The sequence below is a fragment of the Vibrio sp. TAP-3B genome, from assembly GCF_057784735.1.
Map to the genome: position 1 here is coordinate 1734991 of NZ_CM173495.1, position 24381 is coordinate 1759371.

Here is a 24381-nt window from a genome sequence, read left to right on the forward strand (position 1 = left end):
ATCTCACTGTCACGTTAGTCCATCCAATAAAGGACACCGATTCTCGCAGTGATGCTCTCCGCTAAATAAAGCCTAACAGGTCGCCCTACCAATCGTATGCGCTTTAGGGTGCGCTCGTTCCATCAGCCTTAATCACGGAGCCGAACAAGAAAATTCACCCAAAACACTTCATTTACAAGATAAAAAAAGAACAATAGCTAATAATAATTCGTCCAAAAAAAAGACAGTTTTTTAGATAAGAGGCCAGTTTTTACCAACAATTGACAAAGATTGCGAACTCAATCACAACAGAACGGCAGATTAAATTTTACCTAATTAATTAACACTATTTATGGGTGTGAGCGAGATCTCCGAACCCAAGAAAACATCACAACAACCTTAAAATAAAAGCTCTTGAAGTAAGCAACCACTAACACGCTCTATTAACAAGGGGATTAAGTGCGACACACATCAACGTTTGATTTTTAACCTCGCCTGAACTAAAAGCAAACAAAATGACGTTTATAACGTAGTGGAGAGGGTTTTTAACGTTTTTAACGAGAAACGAGTTTGATTATTTTGTGGATAAGATGTTTTCTTACTCCTGACTAAGGCCTACAGGCCACTCTTGGTGAGACTCACGTTATAACGAGTAACGCATAAGCAAGAGGTAGGTCTTGGGGAGTGTTTATCAATTGATAACACTCAACTCCATTCAGTGAAATGAAAGCAAATCGTAAGGAACAGCTATGCTTGCCAATATTAAAAAAACAGCACTAGCAACAGCAATTATTGCAACGGCTACTACTGGTTTTACGTCAGTAGCTACTGCAGCTGAACGCAGTGAACTGACTATCCACCCTAAAGAGTTTACAACTTTTGTTCGTAACTTTAACCCTTTCTTAGGTGCCACGAACCTACACACAACTACCGACTTCATTTATGAGCCGCTCGTGGTTTTTAACGAAATGCACGGTAACACTCCAGTATTTCGTCTAGCAGAAAACTTCAAAATGGCTGATGACCTAATGAGTGTCACGTTCGATATTCGTAAGGGCGTGAAGTGGTCAGATGGTGAAGCGTTTAACGCTGATGACGTTATTTACTCTTTCAACCTAGTAAAAGAGAGACCTGAGCTTGACCAATCTGGTATTAACTCATGGGTAACTGGTGTTGAAAAAATTAACGATTACAAAGTTAAATTCCGTCTAAGCGAAGCAAACTCAAACGTTCCGTACGAAATTGCGAAAGTACCTGTTGTACCTCAGCACGTATGGAGTGACGTGAAAGATCCTGCAACGTTTACAAATGAAAACCCAGTAGGTAGTGGTCCATTTACCGAGATCGACACATTTACACCACAACTGTACATTCAGTGTGAAAACCCTAATTACTGGGATGCAGACAACCTAAATGTTGACTGTCTACGTGTTCCACAAATCGCGAACAACGATCAGTTCCTAGGCAAAATCGTTAATGGTGAAATGGACTGGACATCTTCATTCGTTCCAGACATTGATCGTACTTACGCTGCAGCAAGTCCTAGTCACCACTACTGGTACCCACCAGCAGGTACTCAAGCCTTCGTAGTGAACTTCAAAAACCCAGATCCTGCGAAGAACGAAGCTCTAAACGACGTTGACTTCCGTCGCGCATTCTCTATGGCGCTTGACCGTCAAACTATCATCGACATCGCATTCTACGGTGGCGGTACAGTGAATGACTTTGCTTCAGGTCTAGGTTACGCATTCGAAGCTTGGTCTGATGAAGAGACTCACAACAAATACAAAAACTACAATACATACAACGCGGAAGGCGCAAAGAAACTTCTGGCGAAAGCTGGCTTTAAAGATGTGGACAAAGATGGTTTCGTTGACACTCCATCAGGAAAGTCTTTCGAGCTTCTGATTCAATCGCCAAACGGTTGGACAGACTTCAACAACACTGTACAACTAGCGGTTGAGCAATTAGCGGAAGTTGGTATTAAAGCACGAGCTCGTACTCCTGACTTCTCGGTATATAACCAAGCAATGCTAGAGGGTACTTACGACGTTGCATACACCAACTATTTCCACGGCGCAGATCCACACTTGTACTGGGATAGCGGTTACAACTCGAAGCTACAATCTGGTGAAGGTATGCCTCGTTTTGCAATGCACTTCTACGAGAACGACAAGTTAGATGGTCTTCTTAACAGCTTCTACAAGACCGCTGATAAGCAAGAGCAGCTAGAAATCGCTCACGGCATCCAGAAGATCATTGCTCAGGACCAGGTAACTATTCCTGTGTTGTCTGGCGCTTACATGTACCAATACAACACAACTCGATTCACTGGTTGGTGGAACGAAGAAAATCCTAAGGGCCGTCCAAACATTTGGGCTGGCATTCCAGAGCGTCTACTTCACGTACTAGACCTAGAGCCAGTTAAATAAGTAGAAGTTCATTTCAAGCGGCACATATCCCTTGTGCCGCCTACAAAATCCCTTGTAACGAAACCAATACATGGCGCTCGTCGTCAGGGGATTTTTCGCTCTAAATTTCGCTAGGAGCGACCTGAAACCAGTAACAGGGAAAATCTGGGTGAGTAAGGTGTGAGTTATGGGTTATTTTTTAAGACGTTTGTCGTTCTATCTTGTCGCGCTCTTAGTTGCAGCGACGTTAAACTTTATTATTCCGCGAGCAATGCCTGGTGACCCAGTTACCATGATGTTTGCTAATGCGTCCGTACAGGTGACGCCAGAACGAATCGCAGCAATGAAAGAACTGCTAGGTTTCGTTGATGGACCAATTTACATCCAGTACTTGTCGTACATAAAAAACATCCTCAGCTGGGAGTTAGGTACTTCTATCCAGTTCTACCCGCTTTCAGTTAATACTCTATTGGGCAGTGCGTTTGGCTGGTCACTATTCCTAGCAGGTACTGCGGTTGTGCTTTCTTTCTCAATCGCGTCAGTACTGGGCATTTTTGCCGCATGGAAACGTGGCAGTAAATATGATGCTTTCGTGACGCCTGGCACGTTAATCATTCAAGCGGTTCCGCAAATGGTTATTGCTATGCTAGCACTTTTTACTTTTTCAATCGGCTTGAAATGGTTCCCATCAGGTTACGCTTACACCCCAGGCACAATTCCAGATTGGACAAACTGGGAGTTCATTAGGAACGTAGGCTACCACGCGGTGCTGCCTCTTTTCTGTGCAACCATTGTTCAAATCGGTGGCTTCCTAGTCAATATGCGTAACAATATGATCAACCTCCTCGCAGAAGACTATATCACGATGGCAAAGGGGAAAGGGCTAAGTGAAAACCGAGTAGTATTCAACTACGCCGCACGTAACGCATTGCTACCAAGCGTCACCGCACTATCTATGTCTTTAGGTATGGCCATCGGTGGTCAGTTAATCATTGAGATGATTTTCAACTACCCAGGTTTAGGTACCGTTCTGTTGAACGCTATCCACGCTCGTGACTACCAAGTACTACAAGGTCAGTTAATTATCATGACAATGTTCATGCTGTGCTTCAACTTGATGGCTGACATGCTGTACATGATTCTAGACCCTCGCCTACGTACGGGAGGCAAATAATCATGAAAGAACTATTCAAACTTATTTTAGGTAACGCGTTCGCTCGAATCGGCCTAGCCATTGTTACCATCTTTATTTTCGTTGCTATTGCAGCTCCTTTAATCACCAAACATGCTCCCGACAAACGAACGGGTAATCCACATGAATACCCTAGTTTTGTTGTAAATCAAGCACAAAACAACCCAGATGGGTGGGTAGCGAATAATCTTGCGGATGATCGTCGTAGTCTTCTTATGTCTAAAAAAGCAGACCACATATTAGGCACTAGTCGTATGGGCCGCGATATCTGGTCACAAGTTGCTTATGGCGCTCGCGTATCGCTCGGTGTTGGCTTTGGCGCAGGTATCATCGTTTGTTTTCTTGCAACGGTTATCGGTATCTCTGCAGGTTACTTCGGTGGTCGTGTCGATGACATCTTAAGTGCCGCAATGAACATTATGCTGGTGATTCCACAATACCCCTTACTGTTCGTTCTGGCTGCGTTTATTGGGGAAGCAGGTCCGCTCACCATTGCATTAATCATCGCAGGTACCTCTTGGGCATGGGGCGCACGGGTTGTCCGCTCTCAAACCATGGCACTGCGCGAGAAAGAGTTCGTAAAGGCCGCAGAGGTACTAGGCGAATCTTCATTCCGCATTATCTTTGTCGAGATTTTGCCGAACTTAATTCCAATCGTCGGAGCAAGTTTCATCGGCTCTGTCATGTTGGCAATCAATACTGAAGCCGTTATCTCATTCTTGGGATTAGGCGATGCCAACACCATCAGTTGGGGCATCATGCTTTACAACGTACAAACCTCATCGGCCATGCTTATTGGCGCATGGTGGGAAGTATTAGCACCTTGTATTGCCTTAACGCTATTGGTGACAGGTCTTGCTCTTCTGAACTTTGCAGTTGACGAGATTGCCAACCCTCAACTTCGCTCTCACAAAGGGATGAAGCGCTGGAAGAAGCTGGCACAAAAAGAAAAGAAAGAGCGTACGCCTGACATGGCACCGCAAAATGCACTATGGAGCGGAGATAAATAATCATGACTGCACCACTAATTTCTATCCGTAACCTATGCGTAGATTACATCACAGATGCGGGTGACGTCCGCGCCTGTAATAACGTTAGCTTTGACATTGCGCCTGGAGAGGTCTTTGGTTTGGCTGGTGAGTCAGGCTGCGGCAAGTCAACCGTTGCGTTCTCGCTCATGCGTCTTCACAAGCCGCCAGCATTTATTACTGGTGGTGAGGTTATCTTCAATGGCGAAGATATCATCAATTACAGTGACGCTCGTATGCAATCATTCCGCTGGAGTGAAATGTCGATGGTATTTCAAAGTGCCATGAACGCACTGAATCCAGTTCTTAATATAGAAGAACAGTTTTGCGACGTCATCATGCGCCACACCAATATGACTCGCGATCAAGCCAAAAGGCGTGCAGAAGGGTTGTTGGAAATTGTTGACATTCACCCTAGCCGCTTGAACGACTACCCTCACCAGTTTTCTGGTGGTATGCGTCAACGTTTGGTGATTGCTATCGCTCTAGCATTGAATCCAAAGATGATCATCATGGATGAGCCAACTACCGCATTAGATGTGGTAGTGCAACGCGAAATTCTACAAAAAATTTATGCACTGAAAGAAGAGTTCGGTTTCTCGATCCTTTTCATTACTCATGACTTATCACTTATGGTCGAGTTCTCAGATCGTATCGGCATCATGTACTCGGGTGAACTGATTGAGGTCGCACCTTCGAAACAAATTTTGGAAAGTCCTTACCACCCTTATACCAAAGGTTTGGGTAGCTCTTTTCCTCCTTTAACAGGTCCAAAAACCAAGTTAACTGGTATCCCAGGCAACCCTTTGAACTTATTAGAAATCCCTCAAGGTTGCCGCTTCCAAGCTCGCTGTGACCGTGTTCACGAAGCTTGTACCAAAATACCAACTCAGCTGCGTCAAATTGAACCTGGTCGTTTTTCAAATTGCCATTTGTACGGCGAAACTATTGCTCAAACTAAGGTTTAACGACAAAAAGTAACCCTAGTAAGAACAAAATTACATTGGAGAGAATTATGAGCAAACAACTCGGCGAACTGCTGATTGAGGGTAAAAATGTCGTTAAAGACTTTCCTTTAAATAGCAATTCGATCAAGCAGTCCAAAATGCGCGCGATCAACGACGTATCATTCAAGATGCACAAAAGCCGCGGTTTAGCGGTAGTCGGTGAGTCGGGCTCAGGAAAGTCTACGACTGCAAAAATGATTGCCAAAATGTATGCACCTACCGACGGCGTGATCGAGTATAAAGGGCGTGATATCCAAGCTATCACCTCTCGGCAGGATTTAATTACGTACCGCGAAGGCGTACAAATGGTATGGCAAGATCCGTTCGGTTCACTAAACCCAACGCACAATATCTTTCACCACATTGCACGCCCACTGCTTATCCACAAAAAGGTAGCCCAGGGCAGCAAGAAAGAATTGGAAGAGCGTGTATACGACCTGCTGGAGCAAGTGGGCCTTATTCCACCAAAAGAAACCGCTCAAAAATTCCCTCACCAGCTTTCCGGTGGTCAACGTCAACGTGTGAACTTAGCACGTAACATCGCAGTCGGCGCAGAAGTTGTTTTAGCGGATGAGCCAACTTCAATGCTTGATGTTTCCATTCGTGCTGGTGTCCTCAACCTGATGGAAGAGATGAAGTTTGAGAAACAGATGTCTCTACTTTACATCACTCACGATATCGCGACAGCACGTTACATCGCCGAAGATCTCGCGGTTATGTATGTAGGGCATATGGTGGAATGGGGTGATACAGAAGAAATCATCCACGCTCCGCAACATCCATACACTCAATTGCTCGTTTCAGCGGTGCCCGATCCATCCAAATCGATCCACGAGAAACTGAAAGGCAATAAAGGAGAAATTCCTCTCTGGACGCCTGATTCCGTCGGTTGTCCTTTTGCTGGCCGCTGCGTGCACGCAACAGACAAGTGTCGAGAGCACTTACCGGGCATTACTCAACTATCAGAGAACCACTTTGTTCGCTGTTACTTGTTTGAAGATTAATCATAACTAGGGTCAGGTTTAGCCTGACCCCCTATTTATAGCTTCCCGGAGACATTGAATGCTGCTACTGACTAACCACATTGGTTATGAACGTCTGGGTCCTAAGACAGCAATTATCCAGACTAACCAGCCACATTTAACTTCTACTACGGCTTTATTGGTCTGCGCTGATAGCCAACAAGTTGTTGCGACACTAGCAGTCGAGGAGCAAGGTAGGGTGGCAAACTGGCATCAAGGCTATTTCTATCTGATCGATTTTTCGTCTTTTACCACTCCAGGCAGTTACTACCTTCGCTTTGACCACGTCTGCTCCTCTCATTTTGAGATCCGTCAACATATTCTACTGGATCGTACCTTGTCAGACGTGATCCACTATTTTAAATCTCAACGTTGTGGCGGCATTTTTGATCAACAAGACCGTCAAGCGCCATTATTAAACTCTAACCAAACCGTGGATGCTCATGGCGGCTGGTATGACGCATCTGGAGATGTCAGCAAATATCTCAGCCATTTATCCTATGCCAATTACTTAAATCCTCAACAAATCCCCATGGTGGTTTGGAATATGTTGAAGGGCCTTTCTTTACTCGAAAATAGTGAAGAAATCGCTGCATTTACGCGAACACGTCTTATCGAAGAAGCCCTTTTCGGCGCTGACTTCCTAGTTCGCATGCAAAACGAGCAAGGTTTCTTTTATATGACCGTTTTTGATAAATGGAGTAAAGATACCACTCAACGTGAAATTTGCGCCTACGAAACTCAACTCGGCCACAAATTCGATGATTATCAAGCCGGCTTTAGGCAAGGTGGCGGCGTCGCTATCGCAGCACTTGCGGCTGCATCACGACTTGATGTGAAAGGTGAATATGATCAACAAAGCTACCGCAATGCTGCAGAGAACGGCTATTGGCATTTAAAAGAACATAATACGCAATATTTAAATGACGGCGAAGAAAATATCATTGATGAATACTGTGCACTACTTGCCAGTGTAGAACTGTTTAAAACCACCAAGGAAACTCGCTACTTAGAAGAGAGTCGTTTATGGGCAACTCGTCTAACGGTTCGTCAAACTAGCGATAAACACATTCAACATTTTTGGTCAGCGAACAATGATGGGAGTCGACCTTACTTCCATGCAGCAGAAGCTGGATTACCAGTGATCGCCTTATGTGAATACCTCGCCATTGAAGATGATTCTTCCTTCGTCGAATCAGTAACACAAGTCGTCACTCAAGCGTGTTCATTCGAAGTGGCGATCACCAATAAAGTCACAAACCCATTTGGTTATCCTCGTCAGTATGTCAAAGGGGTAAATGAAGCAAAACGTGATGCCTTCTTTGTCGCACATAACAACGAGTCCGGTTACTGGTGGCAAGGGGAAAACGCACGTCTAGGTTCATTGGCAACCATGGCTTACATTGCTCAGCCATATCTAACGTCTGATGCGTTAAAACAACAGCTGTCTCAACTGGCTCAAAACGCTATCAACTGGATTGTCGGTTTAAACCCTTATGATATGTGCATGCTCGATGGCCATGGCCGCAACAATTCCGACTACCTTCCTCAATACGGTTTCTACAACGCCAAAGGTGGGGTGTGTAATGGTATTACTGGTGGATTCGAAGATGAAGAAGACATCGCCTTTAATCCACCAGCACAAAAAGATGACATGCTACAGAACTGGCGCTGGGGAGAGCAATGGATCCCGCATGGTGCTTGGTACTTACTGGCCGTCATGAGTCAGGCTCAGCACGTGTCAACTTTAGCGACCTCTGAAGAATTCAAGGAGCAGTAATCATGGGGATGTATTTTGTCGGTATTGATGGTGGGGGGACTTCTTGTCGTGCTCGTATCAAAGACGCGCAAGGCCATTTTATTGGTGAAGCCAAAAGCGGTAGCGCCAATATCATGCTCGGCGCAGAAGTGGCCATGACTTCTATTCGTGATTGTATTGCTTCAGCTGCCAAACAAGGCGGATTGACTGAACAAGACTTTGCCTCAATGCATGTTGGGCTTGCGCTTGCTGGAGCAGAACACAAAGCATCTTGGCATGCATTCATGTCACTTCCTCATCGTTTTGCCAGCATGACATTAAATACTGATGCATACGGTGCATGCATTGGCGCACACAATGGTCAAGATGGTGCAATTATGATAGCCGGAACCGGTTCTTGCGGTATTTACTTAAAAGGATTGAAACAGCACGTTGTCGGCGGTCGAGAGTTTCCAATCTCAGACCAAGGTGGCGGTGCGATCATGGGTCTGCGCCTCATTCAGCAAGTCTTATTGGCGGAAGATGGCATTCGCGAAAAAACACCATTAACAGAGCAGGTGATGACGCACTTTGAAAACGACATCGACAACGTGGTGGCATGGTCCAAACAAGCACTACCTTGCGATTATGGTCAGTTTTCCCCTGCGATTTTCCAAAACGCAGAACAAGGCGATGCATTAGCGATTGCAATGTTAAAGCAAACTGCCAGCAGATATAGAAATGTTTCTTGTGGCATTAAATAAGCGTGGAGCCACGCGTATTTGTTTAATGGGCAGCATTGCAGAGCGCATCGTACGTTGGCTATCGCCTCCCGTTCAGCAATGGATTGTAGAACCACAGTTTGACGCGATTGAAGGAGCTATTATGTTCGCAGGAAAACCTGAGCATAACCTTTACTCGGTAGCTATTAAGTAGGAGTGATTATGGAATATCGTGTTGATCTTGTCGTCTTATCAGAACAAAAGCACAACTGCCGTTTTGGACTGACGTTTCACAACTTAAGCGATCAGGACCTTCATGACTGGAGCCTGACTTTTGCTTTCGACCGTTACATTCTTCCAGACAGTGTATCGAACGGCCAACTGTCTCAGGCCGGTAGCTTGTGTACGCTAAAGCCAGAAGGTATGGTTTTGGCTGAAAACCATCATTTTTACTGTGAGTTTAGCATCGGATCTTACCCATTCCGTTACTACTCAGATGGTTTTAATGAAGCATTGGTCGACTTTATCGCCAACGGTAACCCGAAACGAGCGCAAGTTGATGTCACACCGATTGTCTTAGCCTCACCATACCGTGAGCGTAGTGAAATACCGGCTAGTCTCGCTCATGCACAACCGCTACTCCCCAAACCAAATCATATCGAAACCAGTGACCACAGCTTCCGTTTTAGCGATAAAACAGGGGTTGTTGTTTACTCCGAGTTAGCGAACTCAGCCAAAGAATGGTTATTGGATGAATTACAACGTATTCATCAGTTTAAACCGACTTCTACCAACAATAATCAAATCTTTTTCAAGGGTAACCCAACCTTAGACGAAGGGGCATACAAACTAAAAGTTTCAGAGTCGATCAAGATTGAAGCGGGATCATCATCTGGCTTTATTCATGCTTGTGCGACCTTGCTACAACTGGTTAAGCGTGGTGAACAACCCAACTCAATGGAAGTCGTTTGCTGTTCAATTAAAGACAGACCTCGCTTTCGTTACCGCGGCATGATGCTAGACTGCGCGCGTCATTTTCACTCAGTTGAGCAAGTGAAGCGCCTCATCAACCAGTTGGCTCACTACAAATTTAACACTTTCCACTGGCACTTAACCGATGATGAAGGTTGGCGTATTGAAATCAAATCATTGCCTCAACTTACCGACATTGGTGCGTGGCGTGGCCCAGATGAAACGATACAACCTCAATATACCCATCTATCTGAACGTTATGGTGGTTTTTACACTCAAGAAGAGGTCAAAGAGGTTGTCGCTTTTGCCACTCAGCGCGGGATTACGGTAATACCCGAGATTGATATTCCGGGTCATTGCCGCGCAGCCATCAAATCTCTGCCTCATTTATTGGTAGAAGCCGAAGACACGACAGAATATCGCAGTATCCAGCACTACAACGACAACGTGATTAACCCCGCTCTAGCGGGTAGTTATGAGTTTATCGACAAAGTATTGGAAGAAATCGCGCCCCTCTTCCCTGCTCCTTATGTCCATATTGGCGCAGACGAAGTACCCAACGGGGTTTGGTCGAAAAGCCCAGCTTGCCAAGCCCTAATGGAGCAACAAGGTTACAGCGACTACAAAGAGCTACAGGGACACTTCTTGCGTCACGCAGAAAACAAATTACGCAAGTTAGGTAAACGTATGCTGGGCTGGGAAGAAGCTCAACATGGCGACAAAGTGAGCAAGGATACCGTGATCTATTCATGGCTAAGCGAAGAAGCGGCTTTGAATTGCGCGCGCCAAGGCTTCGATGTGGTGCTGCAACCAGCACAAACCACCTACTTAGACATGACGCAAGACTACGCGCCTGAAGAACCTGGTGTGGATTGGGCTAACCCGTTACCACTAGAAAAAGCTTACAACTACGAACCACTCGCTGAAGTATTAGCCGACGATCCTATCCGAAAACGCATTTGGGGTATTCAGGCCGCGCTGTGGTGCGAAATTATCACCGACCAATCTCGCATGGACTACATGATCTTTCCACGCTTAACCGCCATGGCAGAGGCCTGCTGGACAGACAAACAACAGCGTGATTGGACGGACTATTTATCACGTTTGAAAGGACACCTTCCACTGCTGGATTTGCAGGGAGTGAATTACCGTAAACCGTGGAAATAACACAAAGTCGATACAGATATAACGCGCTTTCAAGAATTTATAAATTTTGGCTGCCCAAGCAGCTTTGTAAAAAGGAAACACATAATGAAATACGGCTATTTCGATAACGAGAATCGTGAATACGTCATTACTCGTCCAGATGTACCTGCTCCTTGGACTAACTACCTAGGTACGGAGAAATTTTGTACCGTGATCTCGCATAACGCAGGTGGCTACTCGTTCTACAACTCTCCAGAATACAACCGTGTTACTAAATTCCGTCCCAACGCGACCTTTGATCGCCCAGGGCATTACGTGTATTTACGTGATGATGAGACGGGCGATTACTGGTCTATCTCATGGCAACCAGTCGCGAAAAGTCTAGATGAAGCTAACTATGAAGTTCGTCATGGTTTGTCGTACTCAACATTCAAATGTGAATACCGCGGTATCACGGCAACCAAAACGTTATTCGTACCAAAGGGCGAAGACGCGGAAATTTGGGATGTGGTCATTAAAAACACCTCAGACAAACCACGTACTATCAGTGCATTCTCATTTGTTGAGTTTTCCTTCAGCCACATTCAATCAGACAATCAAAACCACCAGATGTCTTTGTACTCTGCGGGAACGTCATACAATGAAGGCGTAATCGAGTACGATTTGTACTACAACACTAACGACATTGAAGGCTTCTACTACTTAGCTTCAACGTTCGACCCTGATTCATACGACGGTCAACGTGATAGTTTCTTAGGACTATATCGTGACGAAGCAAACCCACTCGCTGTAGAACAAGGTAAGTGCTTTAACACCGCACAAACCTGTTACAACCACTGTGGTTCGCTGCATAAGCAATTCACTATTCAGCCCGGTGAAGAAGTTCGCTTCGCTTACATCCTAGGGATCGGTAAAAACAATGGCGAGCGCCTGCGTGCTAAATACCAAGATCTTGCAGAAGTGGATAACGCATTCGCGGGGATCAAAGCACACTGGGATGAGCGCTGTGCTAAGTTCCAAGTGACATCACCAAACGAAGGTCTAGACACCATGATCAACACATGGACTCTATACCAAGCGGAAACCTGTGTGGTTTGGTCTCGCTTTGCGTCTTTCATTGAAGTCGGCGGTCGTACGGGCCTTGGTTATCGTGATACTGCGCAAGATGCGATTTCAGTCCCACATGCCAACCCTGCAATGACACGCAAACGTATCGTGGATCTTTTACGTGGTCAGGTGAAAGCGGGTTACGGTTTACACCTCTTCGACCCTGATTGGTTCGACCCAGAAAAGGCTGATGTTAAACCATCTAAGTCACCAACTGTGGTTCCGACTCCGTCTGACGAAGATAAAATCCACGGCATCGAAGATACGTGCTCTGATGACCACCTATGGCTAGTTCCAACCATCTGTAAGTACGTGATGGAAACAGGCGAACACAACTTCTTCGACGAAGTCATTCCTTACGCCGATGGCGGCGAGGCGAGCGTATATGACCACATGAAAGCAGCGCTAGATTTCTCTGCGGAATACGTCGGTCAAACGGGTATCTGTAAAGGGCTGCGCGCGGACTGGAACGACTGCCTGAACCTCGGTGGTGGTGAGTCTTCGATGGTGTCATTTTTGCATTTCTGGGCACTACAAGAGTTCATTGACCTAGCGAAATATTTAGGTAAAGAAGCCGATGTTGAGAAATACACCGAAATGGCTGCGAACGTTCGTGAGGCGTGTGAAGCACACCTTTGGGATGATGAAGGCGGTTGGTACATCCGTGGCCTAACGAAGAATGGTGACAAGATCGGTACGGCACAACAGAAAGAAGGCCGAGTACATCTTGAGTCAAACACTCTCGCGGTTCTATCCGGTGCGGTTTCTCAGGAACGTGGTGAAAAAGCAATGGATGCAGTCGACAAAAACCTGTTTTCTGAATATGGCCTGCACCTAAACTCGCCCTCATTTGCCACCCCAAACGATGACATTGGCTTTGTAACTCGCGTCTACCAAGGCGTGAAAGAGAACGGTGCGATCTTCTCACACCCAAACCCATGGGCATGGGTCGCAGAAGCGAAGCTCGGTCGTGGTGATCGCGCAATGAAGTTCTATGACGCACTCAACCCATACCGCCAAAACGACATCATCGAGAAACGTATTGCAGAACCGTATTCCTACGTTCAATTCGTTATGGGTCGTGACCACCAAGATCATGGTCGCGCAAACCACCCATGGCTAACGGGCACATCTGGCTGGGCATACTTCGCGGTAACTAACTTCATTTTAGGTGTGCGTACGGGCTTCGATGGTCTAACTATCGATCCATGCATCCCAACCAACTGGTCAGGGTTTGAAGTGACTCGCCAATGGTTAAGTGCCACTTACAACATCAAAGTGGTTAACCCTGAGTCCGTCAGTAAAGGGGTGAAGTCAATCACGGTTAACGGTGAAACCATCCATGGTTCTTCTGTACCGATTCAAACAGAAGGATCGGTAAACGAAGTTATCGTGACTTTAGGTTAATCGTCTTTGGGGGAGAGCTCCCCTGTGATTTATTCGATGCACTTATTGCTGACCTAATAAGTGCATCAGTTCGCTAGTAAAAATAAGGTGTGATGACATATCGCCCTTATTGAGGTTCGAATTATGATCAAATTTGGTACCGGCGGCTGGCGTGCATTTATTGGTGAAGAATTCACCAAAGATAATGTACGTTTAGTTGCTCAAGCAGTCGCTAATATTATTAATACAGAGTCAGTAGCCGACCTCGGCTTTGTGATTGGCTATGACCGTCGCTTCCTTTCAGACAAAGCAGGAAGTTGGTTTGCTGAAGTTCTGGCTGCAAACGGCATTGTTGTCAGCTTTATTGATAAGTTTGTTCCTACACCTATCGTGATGTTCAAAGCAAAAGAAATGGGCTGTGCTTACTCTGCTTGCATCACGGCATCACATAACCCAGCCGATTATAACGGGATCAAAGTCTTTATTGAGGGAGGCCGCGATGCCGATGAAATCATCACACAAAAAATTGAATCGCAAATTGCCATACTGACGCTACAAGATGTAAAGAGCGTCGACTTTGGCCAAGCAGTTGAAGACAAACTGATCCAAATCATTAACCCAATGAACGAGTTCGTGGACTCGATCATTAACTTTATTGATATTGAGGCGATAAAAAAAGCCAATCTACGCGTCCTAGTAGACCCAATGTTTGGTGTAGCGAAAAACGCGCTCCAAACGGTACTGATCAATGGCCGTTGTGATGTTGACGTGATCAATGATGGTAAAAACCCCGACTTTGGCGGCTTGATGCCATCACCAAGCGCTGCAACACTTTATCGCCTCATGCACCTCGTTAAGGAGCAAGGCTACGATATCGGTATTGGTACCGATGGTGATGCAGACCGCTTAGGGATCATTGATGAAAAAGGTAACTTTATTCATCCCAATGAAGTCCTGCTTCTTCTGTACTACTACCTATTAGAATACAAAGGCTGGAAAGGCTCTGTCGTTCGTAACATCGCCACCACTCACCTGCTTGATAAAGTGGCCGAAGATCACGGAGAGAAATGCTTTGAAGTTCCTGTAGGCTTTAAACACATTAGCTCTCAAATGGAAGCCGATGACTCACTGATCGGTGGAGAAAGCTCTGGCGGCTTAACTATCCGTGGTCATATCAAAGGTAAAGATGGCGTCTTCGCTTCAAGTCTATTGGTCGAAATGATTTCTGTTTCGGGTAAAAAACTGTCTGAGTTGCTCGATGAAATCTACGATAGATATGGTTATGCCTACATGGCAGAGGGCGATTGCAAATTCAAACCGATGCAAAAGGAAAGGCTGTTTAATAAGATTTATGTCGACAAGCACTTGCCTGAATTCGAATTTGAGATTGATAAAGTTAGCTACGACGACGGCGCAAAAGTGTACTTTAAGAATGGCGGCTGGATCATCGCTCGTTTTTCAGGCACTGAACCTTTACTACGTATTTTTGCAGAAATGCAAGATAAGGACACTGCAGAACGTGTTCTTCAACAGTTTAAGGACTTCTTGTCTCTGTAACTGCCCTTGTGCCCGCTTCGTGCACATTGGCTGCAACTTGGTTTCCAACGTTGTCGCTAAGGGAGAGGAACACTTGCCCGGCATGACTGCCGGGCTTTTTTATTTTAATCTGAAAATACCGTGTGAGCAGATTATGCGAACGCCAGAACGCCTTGGGTTTCAATTTTTACAGCGACAGACTCACCAATATTCAATGCCTGCGATGCCGTTGCTAATAAGCGATCACCATTCGCGTCAATGACATAACGACAATGATCGCCCATAAAATGCTGCTCAAGCACAATGACCGAACTCTCTTCATCTGATTGAATTTGCACATGCTGTGGTCTCAATAGCAAAGAGCACGCTGATTGAACAGGAATCTCTTGCTGTGCCGTAGCCTCAACAACACCAAGATGAGTCTCATATTTACAATCTGATATACGCGTTGCCGCAAGGTAACTACCGCCGCCTAAAAAGTCGGCCACAAACTTACTCGATGGCTGATAGTACAGCTCTGACGCTGTCCCATACTGCTCTATGACACCGTTATTCATCACTGCCATTTTATCAGCAAAAGCAAACGCTTCTTCACGGCTGTGCGTAACAAAAATGGCCGTTACCCCTTGCGCTTTAAAAATCTTACGGATCTCAGCAATCAACTCATGGCGCACTTGTGTGTCGATATTAGAAAACGGTTCATCAAGCAATAGTAAATCGGGGCTATAGGCTAACGAGCGAGCAATCGCGACACGTTGTTGTTGTCCACCAGATAATTGATGCGGATAACGCTCACCAAAGCCTTGTAAATGCACTAATTCGAGCATTTCTTGAACTTTAGCCTGTTTATCTTTTGTCGAATAATGCTTTAAACCAAAAGCGATATTTTGGTTGACGGTGAGGTGAGGAAATAACGCGTAATCTTGAAAAATCATGCCAATATTACGCTCTTCTGGCGGCAACCAATTTTCACTATCATCGATCGTAAGACAATTTAAGCTCATTTGTCCTGAAGTTAACGGCAACAAACCCGCAACCGCTTTCAACAACGTTGTTTTCCCGCAACCACTAGCGCCTAATAGACATACAATTTGACCTTGCTCTACATCAAGCGACAATGACTCTAACACGGTTTGATCATCATATTGGCAAGTCAGGTTTTTAATCGATAGTGCGCAGCTCATCAGTGATTTTGCTCCAGTGAACGGTTAACAACAACAAGCGGGATCAACCCAACAAGAACCAACAATACCGCAGGCAAGGCGGCTAATTCTAAATGCTCATCCGAGGCAAAGTTATATACATAAGTTGCCAGGGTTTCAAAGTTAAATGGACGCAATAACAACGCGGCATTGAGTTCTTTCATCGACTCAATAAACACCAATAATGCCGCTATCAGGGCCCCTCGTTTTACCAATGGAAAGTGGACTCGCCACAGCATCACATTCGGCGTACACCCCATCGTGCGCGACGCCATATCCAAAGACGGTGATATCTTGTTTAAATTACTTTCGATACTACCGATCGCGACCGCAGAAAAACGAACCACCATGGCGAAAATAAGAGCAAACATCGAACCAGAGAAAATCAGCCCAGGTCGTCCCCACTCCATTGCTTTAGCAAAGTCGTTGACTCGATGATCCATAAACAATACTGCAACCATCACACCAATCGCAAGCACGGTACCAGGCACAGCATAACCCATAGACGAAAGACGCATAAACGCCAAGCTTCCTCGTTTGCCATTGACTCGATGAGTAAAATTAACAATAAGCGCCACAGCAACACCAATAATAGCCGCAATGACAGACACCACTAAACTGTTCCAAGCGTATGCACGAAACTCAGGCGTCCAACTCTGGGAAAAATAAGTAATGGCGTAATCGATCAGCTGCAGTAACGGCAAAATAAACGCAACGGCAACCAACCCCCAACACCAAATCAGAGCCGCCCACTTTTTCCACCCCGTCAGCTCATAACGAAAATCTGCATGACTATTAAACTGGCTTTGAAAAAGTTTCTGTTTGCGACGGCTGTAACGCTCTGCACTCAATAAAAGCACCACAATCACTAGCATCATCGCAGAAATTTTTGCCGCTGCATTGAGATTCGAATAACCAAGCCACGTATCGTAAACCGCTGTCGTTAACGTGTTCAGGGCAAAGTAACTTACCGTGCCGAAATCACCGATCGTTTCCATTGCAACCAGTGACAACCCCACCGCAATAGAAGGACGAACTAGCGGCATCGAAATTCGCCAAAAGCTCTCCCATGGCGAGCACTTAAGCAAACGCGCACTTTGCAACAAAGAGACATTTTGTTCCATAAACGCAGCACGGCACAGCAAATATACGTAAGGGTATAACACCAACGACAGAACGAACGTCGCACCTGGCAGCGTACGAATATCTGGGAACCAATACTCTCCTGGTCCCCACCCCGTGATATCACGTAAAAAGATCTGGATAGGCCCAGCAAAATCAAACCAGTCGGTAAAAATGTATCCGATGATGTAACCCGGCATCGCGAGTGGCAATACCAGAGCCCATTGTAACCACTTTTCGGTCGGGATCTTGCACATCGCCATCACCCAAGCGCTTGGGATACCAAGAATTAAAGAAAGCACCATCACGCCGAGAGTCAGCGCAACCGTGTTAAATATATAGGTCGGCATGACCGTTGCCATCAAGTGTGCAAACAAGTCATCCGTTTCACCAATAGCGGTGTAGAAAATCGCTAAGATCGGCAAAACCAGTAATAGGGTGATTACCCCGCTACTGGTTTTCCATAAAGAGTGTTTATCTTTCATTGCCTAATTACTGCAAGGCTATATGAAATACAAATGCAGTTGCAAATACATCTCATACCCTTTAATTAAATGGGAGTACAGTTATACCCCCATAAGGAATTAAAGGTCAAATTTGACTTCGTCTAGTAGCTTAATTGCCACTTCATGATGCGCAGCGATCTCATCGAGAGAAATCGTATCCGCTTTGAAATCTCCCCAAGACTCGACAAGCTCAGAACGCTTAACGCCTTCTTTCACCGGGTACTCGTAGTTCACTTCGGCATACATTTGCTGCGCTTTATTGCCTGTTAGGAATTCCATTAGCTGTACAGCATTTTCTTTGTTTGGCGAGTACTTCGCCATCGCCATACCAGAAATATTCACGTGAGTACCTGTTGTCTCTTGGTTAGGGAAGTTAATGTAAACCGCGTCAGCCCACGCTTTTTGCTCTTTGTCATTAACCATTTTACCGAGATAGTAACTGTTACCTAGAGAAACATCACATAAGCCTTCTTTAATCGCTTTCACTTGCGCGCGATCGTTACCTTGTGGCTTACGAGCTAGATTGGCTTTAACACCTTCTAGCCACTCTTTTGTTTCCGCTTCACCATTATGAGCGATCATGGCAGAAACTAGAGAAACGTTGTACGGGTGTTTACCGCTGCGAGTACAGATTTTTCCTTTGAATTCAGGTTTCGCTAGGTCAGCATAGTTGAAGTCTGCACCCAGTTTGCCTACACGGTCACGTGAAGAGTACACGCTACGAGAACGCAGGGTCAGAGCAAACCACTCGTTGCCTTTATCTTGATATTGAGCTGGGACGTTTTCTTCAATGATTTTGCTATCTACTTCCTGAACCAAACCTTTATTCGTTAGTTCAGCTAGACGGCTGACATCCGTCGTCAGAATAATGTCAGCAGGGCTGTACTCACCTTCTTGAGCCAGCTTTTCTGCTAAGCCTTTTTTAGCAAATTTTACGTTTACTTTAATGCCAGTTTCTTTAGTGAACTCATTGAACATTGGTTCAACTAAGAAAGGTTGTCGGTAAGAGTAGACGTTCACTTCTTCAGCAGCCATTGCTACTGGTGACAAGGTTGCGCAAGCTAATGCTGAAAGAGTTAGCAGTTTTTTCATTGTTCAATCCCATCTCATGCTAATGATAATGTTTATCAGTTGTGTTATTATATGCATGTTCAATAAGAAGACAACAATAAATAATAAAAAAACCCGCTCATCGAAGCAGGTTTTTTAGGACTTTGTCACTATTTATTTATTATTTTACCGTGACAAATTCTGGGTAAGCATCCACACCACAGTCGTGCATATCCATTCCCTCCATCTCTTCGTCTTCGGTTACGCGGATACCAACCGTCGCTTTCAAAATCGCCCAAACCGCTAAGCTCGCACCGAATACCCAAGCAAAGATAACGACCGCACCAAGCAACTGCGCACCAAACGTAGCATCACCATTACTTAGTGGCACCACCATTAGACCAAAGAAACCACAGACACCGTGCACTGAAATCGCCCCCACTGGATCATCAATTTTAAGTTTATCTAGACCGATGATACTAAATACAACCACTGCACCAGATACCGCACCAATGGCAACTGCATACATCGGTGATGGTGATAGCGGATCCGCTGTAATTGCAACCAACCCCGCTAATGCACCGTTCAGAACCATCGTTAAGTCCGCCTTGCCCCACATCGTCTTACATACGAATAACGCTGCAATCGAACCTGCCGCCGCCGCTGCGTTGGTATTTAGGAAAATTTGCCCCACCGCTGTCGCGTTTTCAAAGTCCGAAACCATCAATTGAGAGCCCCCATTGAAGCCGAACCAACCAAACCAAAGAATGAACGTACCCAGCGTTGCTAACGGCATGTTAGAGCCAGGAATCGGGTAGATTTCCCCATTTTTGCCGTACTTGCCTTTACGTGCGCCAAGCAGTAGCACCCCCGCTAACGCAGCTGAAGCGCCTGCCATATGCACAATACCTGAGCCAGCAAAATCACTAAACCCTGCTTCTGCTAAAAAACCGCCACCCCATGTCCAATAACCTTCCATTGGATAAATAAACGCAGTCAAAATGACCGAGAAGACCAAAAACGACCAAAGTTTCATACGTTCAGCAACAGCGCCTGAAACCACTGACATTGCGGTTGCGACGAATACCACTTGGAAGAAGAAGTCCGATTCAAGTGAGTGATCCGCGCCTTCTCCCTGCGTCCCAATCAACGCACCAAATGAAGGTAACCAACCTCCTTCACCATTATCGACATACATGATGTTGTAACCAACGAGTAAAAACATCGTACATGCGATGGCGTACAAACAGATGTTCTTCGTAAGAATTTCTGTTGTGTTTTTTGAGCGCACCAGCCCCGCTTCAAGCATGGCAAAACCGGCGGCCATCCACATCACTAACGCCCCGGAAATCAGAAAGAAAAAGGTGTCGAGTGCGTAACGTAGCTCGGTTACAGTTGTTGTTAATTCCATAATAGTTTCTCCAAATCCCTTGAATACTTACAGTGCTTCTGCGTCCATTTCACCCGTTCGGATACGCACCGCTTGGTTTAAGTCGTATACGAAAATTTTACCGTCACCAATTTTTCCTGTTTGCGCCGCTTTTGTGATGGCTTCTACCACCCGCTCGACGTTATCGGCGTGAGTTGCGATTTCTATTTTTACTTTTGGTAGGAAATCAACTTGGTACTCCGCTCCGCGATATAACTCTGTGTGTCCTTTTTGACGACCAAAACCTTTGACTTCTGATACCGTCATTCCTTCGATACCTACATCAGCCAATGCTTCACGAACATCGTCTAACTTAAACGGCTTAATAATGGCATTGATTATTTTCATTTAATTCTCTCCGAAGCTTTCATCCTGAAACACTTCTACTTAATCCAAGCAACGTGCCAAGTTTTTAAGTTATTGAATAATAAAAACTAACGTCAATTTACATATCTACAAACAAAAAGGGCGCACCATGTCGGTGCGCCCTTTTCACAAATTTAAAGCAACAGCAGGAAAGTTACCCAAAACTGTGCACTAAATATTCAAAAAGTCTTTCCATCGCTCGATAAGAATCATGAAGTCCTCTATTCCACAGCTTGCTGTACTTTCTGCATTGTAGAAATCGAATTCACTTTCCATCTCGACATCATGGTCATAGGCCAATGCATTTTCTTGCACCAGGACTTCATCGCCCTGAATCATCAAGCTAATTTCTGTTCCAGTTAAACTATGCTCTTGAGAAGGCGCTGACAATGACTGCTCAATTAGCTTTTCAACCCGCGCAATTTTCACCGGATCTTTGCCAATTTCTTCTTGTAGCCAGCGCCCAACAATCTCATGCCCCATGCTGCATTTTACGTAGTACTCGCCCATCAACGTGTTACGGATGAATTCAAATTCCATCGAGATTGCCTTTTCGTATCAATTTGGTGCGGAGTATAGCGAATTGCGCCCATAAAAAAAGCACCTCGTTGGAGGTGCTTTTTACTTGTGCATTTAAACTTATGCAGGCTCTTGGAAGATCACTTCATCCGCTTTCTTGGTGTATTGATCCATTTTATGGAAGTTCAAGTAGCGGTAAGTATCGGTGGCCGTAGCATCGATTTGTTTCGCGTATTCTAGGTATTCTTGTTTGGTTGGAATCTTACCAAGAATTGCCCCTACGGCTGCTAGTTCCGCAGACGATAGGTAAACATTCGCACCAGTACCTAGACGGTTCGGGAAGTTACGTGTAGACGTCGACATGACCGTTGACTTATCAGCAACGCGTGCTTGGTTACCCATACATAACGAACATCCAGGCGTTTCAATACGCACCCCTGCTCGGCCAAAGATGCCGTAATAGCCTTCTTCTATCAGCTGATCTTTATCCATCTTCGTTGGCGGCGCTACCCACAGACGAGTTGCAAGCTGTCCGTTGAACTTATCTAGCAGCTTACCTGCCGCTCTGAAGTGGCCAATGTTAGTCATACAAGAACCAATGAAGACTTCATCAATCGCAGTACCTTGCACTTCAGACAACAAACGGGCGTCATCTGGGTCATTTGGTGCACACAGTACTGGCTCGTTGATTTCAGCCATATCGATCTCAATAACGTGTGCGTATTCAGCGTCTTTATCTGCCACCATTAGCTCAGGTTTCGCCAACCACTCTTCCATTGCGGTGATACGACGCTCAATAGTACGGCGGTTACCGTAGCCTTCCGAGATCATCCACTTCAGCATGACAATGTTTGAGTTTAGGTACTCTTCGATCGACTCTTGAGACAATTTAACCGTACAACCTGCCGCAGAACGCTCGGCGGAAGCATCAGAGAGCTCAAACGCTTGCTCAACCGTCAAGGTTTCCAAGCCTTCAATCTCAAGGATACGGCCAGAGAACTCGTTGATCTTACCTGCTTTTTCTACAGTCAGCAGACCTTGTTGAATCGCATAGTAAGGGATGGCATGCACAAGGTCTCGTAGCGTAATCCCCTCTTGCATCTTACCTTTAAAGCGAACCAAAATTGATTCAGGCATGTCTAGAGGCATCACCCCCGTAGCGGCGGCAAAAGCGACCAAACCCGACCCCGCAGGGAATGAAATACCGAGTGGGAAGCGAGTATGCGAGTCACCGCCCGTCCCTACCGTATCAGGCAGTAACATGCGGTTTAACCATGAGTGAATGATACCGTCACCAGGGCGAAGTGATACACCGCCACGGTTCATAATAAAGTCAGGAAGCGTATGATGCGTGTTAACATCAACCGGTTTTGGGTACGCCGATGTGTGACAGAACGACTGCATGACAAGGTCAGCTGAGAAACCGAGACACGCCAAATCTTTCAGTTCATCGCGCGTCATTGGACCCGTTGTATCCTGAGAGCCAACCGTGGTCATTTTAGGCTCACAGTAGGTGCCTGGACGAATACCATCAACGCCACAAGCTTTACCAACCATTTTCTGTGCCAGAGTATAACCTTTGCCAGAGTCTGCAATTTCACCAGGCTTACGAAATACATCAAAAGGCTCAAGACCCAGCGATTGGCGTGCTTTGTCAGTCAAACCGCGACCGATAATAAGTGGAATACGGCCTCCAGCACGAACTTCATCCAGCAGCACTTCGGTTTTTAGCGAAAACTCAGCCAGTACTTCACCAGACTCATGGTCACACACTTTGCCTTGGTATGGGTATACGTCGATAACATCCCCCATATTGAGCTTAGTCACGTCCACTTCAATCGGCAGGGCACCGGCATCTTCCATTGTGTTAAAGAAGATTGGGGCGATCTTACCGCCAAGTACGTAACCGCCAGCACGCTTATTTGGTACATTCGGGATATCATCCCCCATAAACCAAAGCACGGAGTTGGTTGCAGATTTACGAGAAGAACCAGTACCGACAACGTCGCCAACATAAACCAGTTGATGACCTTTTTCTTTTAGCGTTTCAATTTGCTTGATCGGACCAATATTGCCCGGTTGATCAGGGTTGATTCCTTCACGTTCATTTTTCAGCATCGCTAGAGCGTGGACTGGAATATCTGGGCGAGACCAAGCATCTGGCGCAGGTGAAAGGTCATCCGTGTTCGTTTCACCTGTTACTTTAAATACGGTTAACGTCACTTTTTCTTCAAGCTTGGGTTTAGATAGGAACCACTCTGCATCTGCCCATGATTGAAGCACTTTCTGTGCGGGCGCATTACCCGCTTTCGCTTTCTCTTCTACGTCGTAAAAAGCATCAAACATCAGTAGCGTATGAGACAGAGCTTTCACTGCAATTTCGGCCAGTGCTTCATCATCAAGTAATTCAACTAACGGTGCGATATTATAACCACCTTGCATGGTACCCAGCAGCTCAGCAGCCTTTGCACGGCTCACAAGTGGTGAAGTGACTTCATCTTTTGCTACTGCAGTTAGAAAGCCTGCTTTTACGTAAGCCGCTTCATCTACACCTGGTGGGATTCGGTTTTCAAGTAGGTCAAGAATGAACTTTTCTTCACCTTGCGGGGGATTTTTCAGAAGTTCTACAAGTCCAGCAACTTGCTCTGCGTCTAGCGGTTTAGGAACAACTCCTTCGGCAGCACGCTCTTCGACGTGTTTACGGTAGGCTTCAAGCACGACTTTTTCCTCTCATTGCGGTTCCTCCTTTATTATTACTATTGTTAAAGTAAAGGAGTGAACATCCTTGGAAACTTGGCTCCCCATTGCCCTTGTTTTCATTCAATTATGATTGAGAAACAGCGCCGTAGAGGCCAAACTGTGGGCAAGAGAATAGCAAATTTAACCTTAAATTAAAATATTATCATTTTGACCAACATAGCAACTTACGACTAAAGTCCTG

Annotated in this window: 16 protein-coding genes and 1 pseudogene; 10 read left to right on the forward strand and 7 right to left on the reverse strand. The window is 45.6% G+C overall.

Features of this window, described 5'->3' with window-relative positions:
• Positions 1 to 728: 728 nt before the first annotated feature.
• The 10 genes and pseudogenes from AC3D28_RS08125 (at position 729) to AC3D28_RS08170 (ending at position 15267) form a co-directional block, all read left to right on the forward strand.
• Entirely contained in the window at positions 729 to 2411 is a 1683-nt protein-coding gene (locus AC3D28_RS08125; protein ID WP_098414877.1) for an ABC transporter substrate-binding protein, read from the forward strand.
• 166 nt (positions 2412 to 2577) lie between these two features.
• Positions 2578 to 3564: an ABC transporter permease gene (locus tag AC3D28_RS08130; protein WP_098414876.1), complete on the forward strand. Its 987-nt coding sequence runs from the start codon at positions 2578 to 2580 to the stop codon at positions 3562 to 3564.
• A gap of 2 nt (positions 3565 to 3566) precedes the next feature.
• A complete protein-coding gene (locus AC3D28_RS08135) occupies positions 3567 to 4592 on the forward strand; it encodes an ABC transporter permease (RefSeq protein WP_488534484.1) in 1026 nt (341 codons plus the stop codon).
• A gap of 2 nt (positions 4593 to 4594) precedes the next feature.
• Positions 4595 to 5578, forward strand: a complete 984-nt coding sequence (locus AC3D28_RS08140) for an ABC transporter ATP-binding protein (protein WP_098414874.1) — start codon at positions 4595 to 4597, stop codon at positions 5576 to 5578.
• Between the two features lie 47 nt (positions 5579 to 5625).
• Positions 5626 to 6621 carry an ABC transporter ATP-binding protein gene (locus tag AC3D28_RS08145; protein WP_098414873.1) on the forward strand — a complete coding sequence of 332 codons (996 nt, stop codon included), beginning with the start codon at positions 5626 to 5628 and terminating at the stop codon, positions 6619 to 6621.
• Between the two features lie 58 nt (positions 6622 to 6679).
• Positions 6680 to 8419, forward strand: a complete 1740-nt coding sequence (locus AC3D28_RS08150; protein ID WP_488534485.1) for a glycoside hydrolase family 9 protein — start codon at positions 6680 to 6682, stop codon at positions 8417 to 8419.
• Positions 8420 to 8421: 2 nt separating this feature from the next.
• Positions 8422 to 9313: pseudogene (locus AC3D28_RS08155) on the forward strand (glucosamine kinase nucleotide-binding domain-containing protein).
• A gap of 8 nt (positions 9314 to 9321) precedes the next feature.
• Positions 9322 to 11238, forward strand: coding sequence for a beta-N-acetylhexosaminidase (locus tag AC3D28_RS08160; RefSeq protein WP_488534486.1), 1917 nt, complete (start codon positions 9322 to 9324; stop codon positions 11236 to 11238).
• An 84-nt stretch (positions 11239 to 11322) separates the two neighbouring features.
• A complete protein-coding gene (locus AC3D28_RS08165; RefSeq protein ID WP_488534487.1) occupies positions 11323 to 13731 on the forward strand; it encodes a glycoside hydrolase family 94 protein in 2409 nt (802 codons plus the stop codon).
• 123 nt (positions 13732 to 13854) lie between these two features.
• Positions 13855 to 15267 (forward strand): phosphoglucomutase/phosphomannomutase family protein, encoded by a 1413-nt coding sequence (locus AC3D28_RS08170; protein ID WP_488534488.1) that lies wholly within the window; start codon positions 13855 to 13857, stop codon positions 15265 to 15267.
• 131 nt (positions 15268 to 15398) lie between these two features.
• On the opposite strand, the gene AC3D28_RS08175 is transcribed toward AC3D28_RS08170, so the two are convergent.
• The 7 genes from AC3D28_RS08175 to acnB all read right to left on the reverse strand — a co-directional run bounded on the left by AC3D28_RS08175 (position 15399) and on the right by acnB (position 24158).
• The gene (locus AC3D28_RS08175; RefSeq protein ID WP_488534489.1) at positions 15399 to 16430 is read right to left on the reverse strand and encodes an ABC transporter ATP-binding protein; all 1032 of its coding nucleotides are present in this window, start codon (positions 16428 to 16430) and stop codon (positions 15399 to 15401) included.
• Positions 16430 to 18055 carry an ABC transporter permease gene (locus AC3D28_RS08180; protein WP_488534490.1) on the reverse strand — a complete coding sequence of 542 codons (1626 nt, stop codon included), beginning with the start codon at positions 18053 to 18055 and terminating at the stop codon, positions 16430 to 16432. Before AC3D28_RS08180 ends, AC3D28_RS08175 begins: the two co-directional genes overlap by 1 nt.
• A gap of 99 nt (positions 18056 to 18154) precedes the next feature.
• Positions 18155 to 19168 carry a Fe(3+) ABC transporter substrate-binding protein gene (locus AC3D28_RS08185; protein WP_488534491.1) on the reverse strand — a complete coding sequence of 338 codons (1014 nt, stop codon included), beginning with the start codon at positions 19166 to 19168 and terminating at the stop codon, positions 18155 to 18157.
• Between the two features lie 139 nt (positions 19169 to 19307).
• Positions 19308 to 20537 carry an ammonium transporter gene (locus tag AC3D28_RS08190; RefSeq protein ID WP_488534492.1) on the reverse strand — a complete coding sequence of 410 codons (1230 nt, stop codon included), beginning with the start codon at positions 20535 to 20537 and terminating at the stop codon, positions 19308 to 19310.
• A 27-nt stretch (positions 20538 to 20564) separates the two neighbouring features.
• Positions 20565 to 20903 (reverse strand): P-II family nitrogen regulator, encoded by a 339-nt coding sequence (locus tag AC3D28_RS08195; RefSeq protein ID WP_025507068.1) that lies wholly within the window; start codon positions 20901 to 20903, stop codon positions 20565 to 20567.
• A 189-nt stretch (positions 20904 to 21092) separates the two neighbouring features.
• Positions 21093 to 21461 (reverse strand): YacL family protein, encoded by a 369-nt coding sequence (locus tag AC3D28_RS08200; protein ID WP_488534493.1) that lies wholly within the window; start codon positions 21459 to 21461, stop codon positions 21093 to 21095.
• 99 nt (positions 21462 to 21560) lie between these two features.
• Positions 21561 to 24158 carry a bifunctional aconitate hydratase 2/2-methylisocitrate dehydratase gene (gene acnB / locus AC3D28_RS08205; RefSeq protein WP_488534494.1) on the reverse strand — a complete coding sequence of 866 codons (2598 nt, stop codon included), beginning with the start codon at positions 24156 to 24158 and terminating at the stop codon, positions 21561 to 21563.
• Between the last annotated feature and the right edge of the window lie 223 nt (positions 24159 to 24381).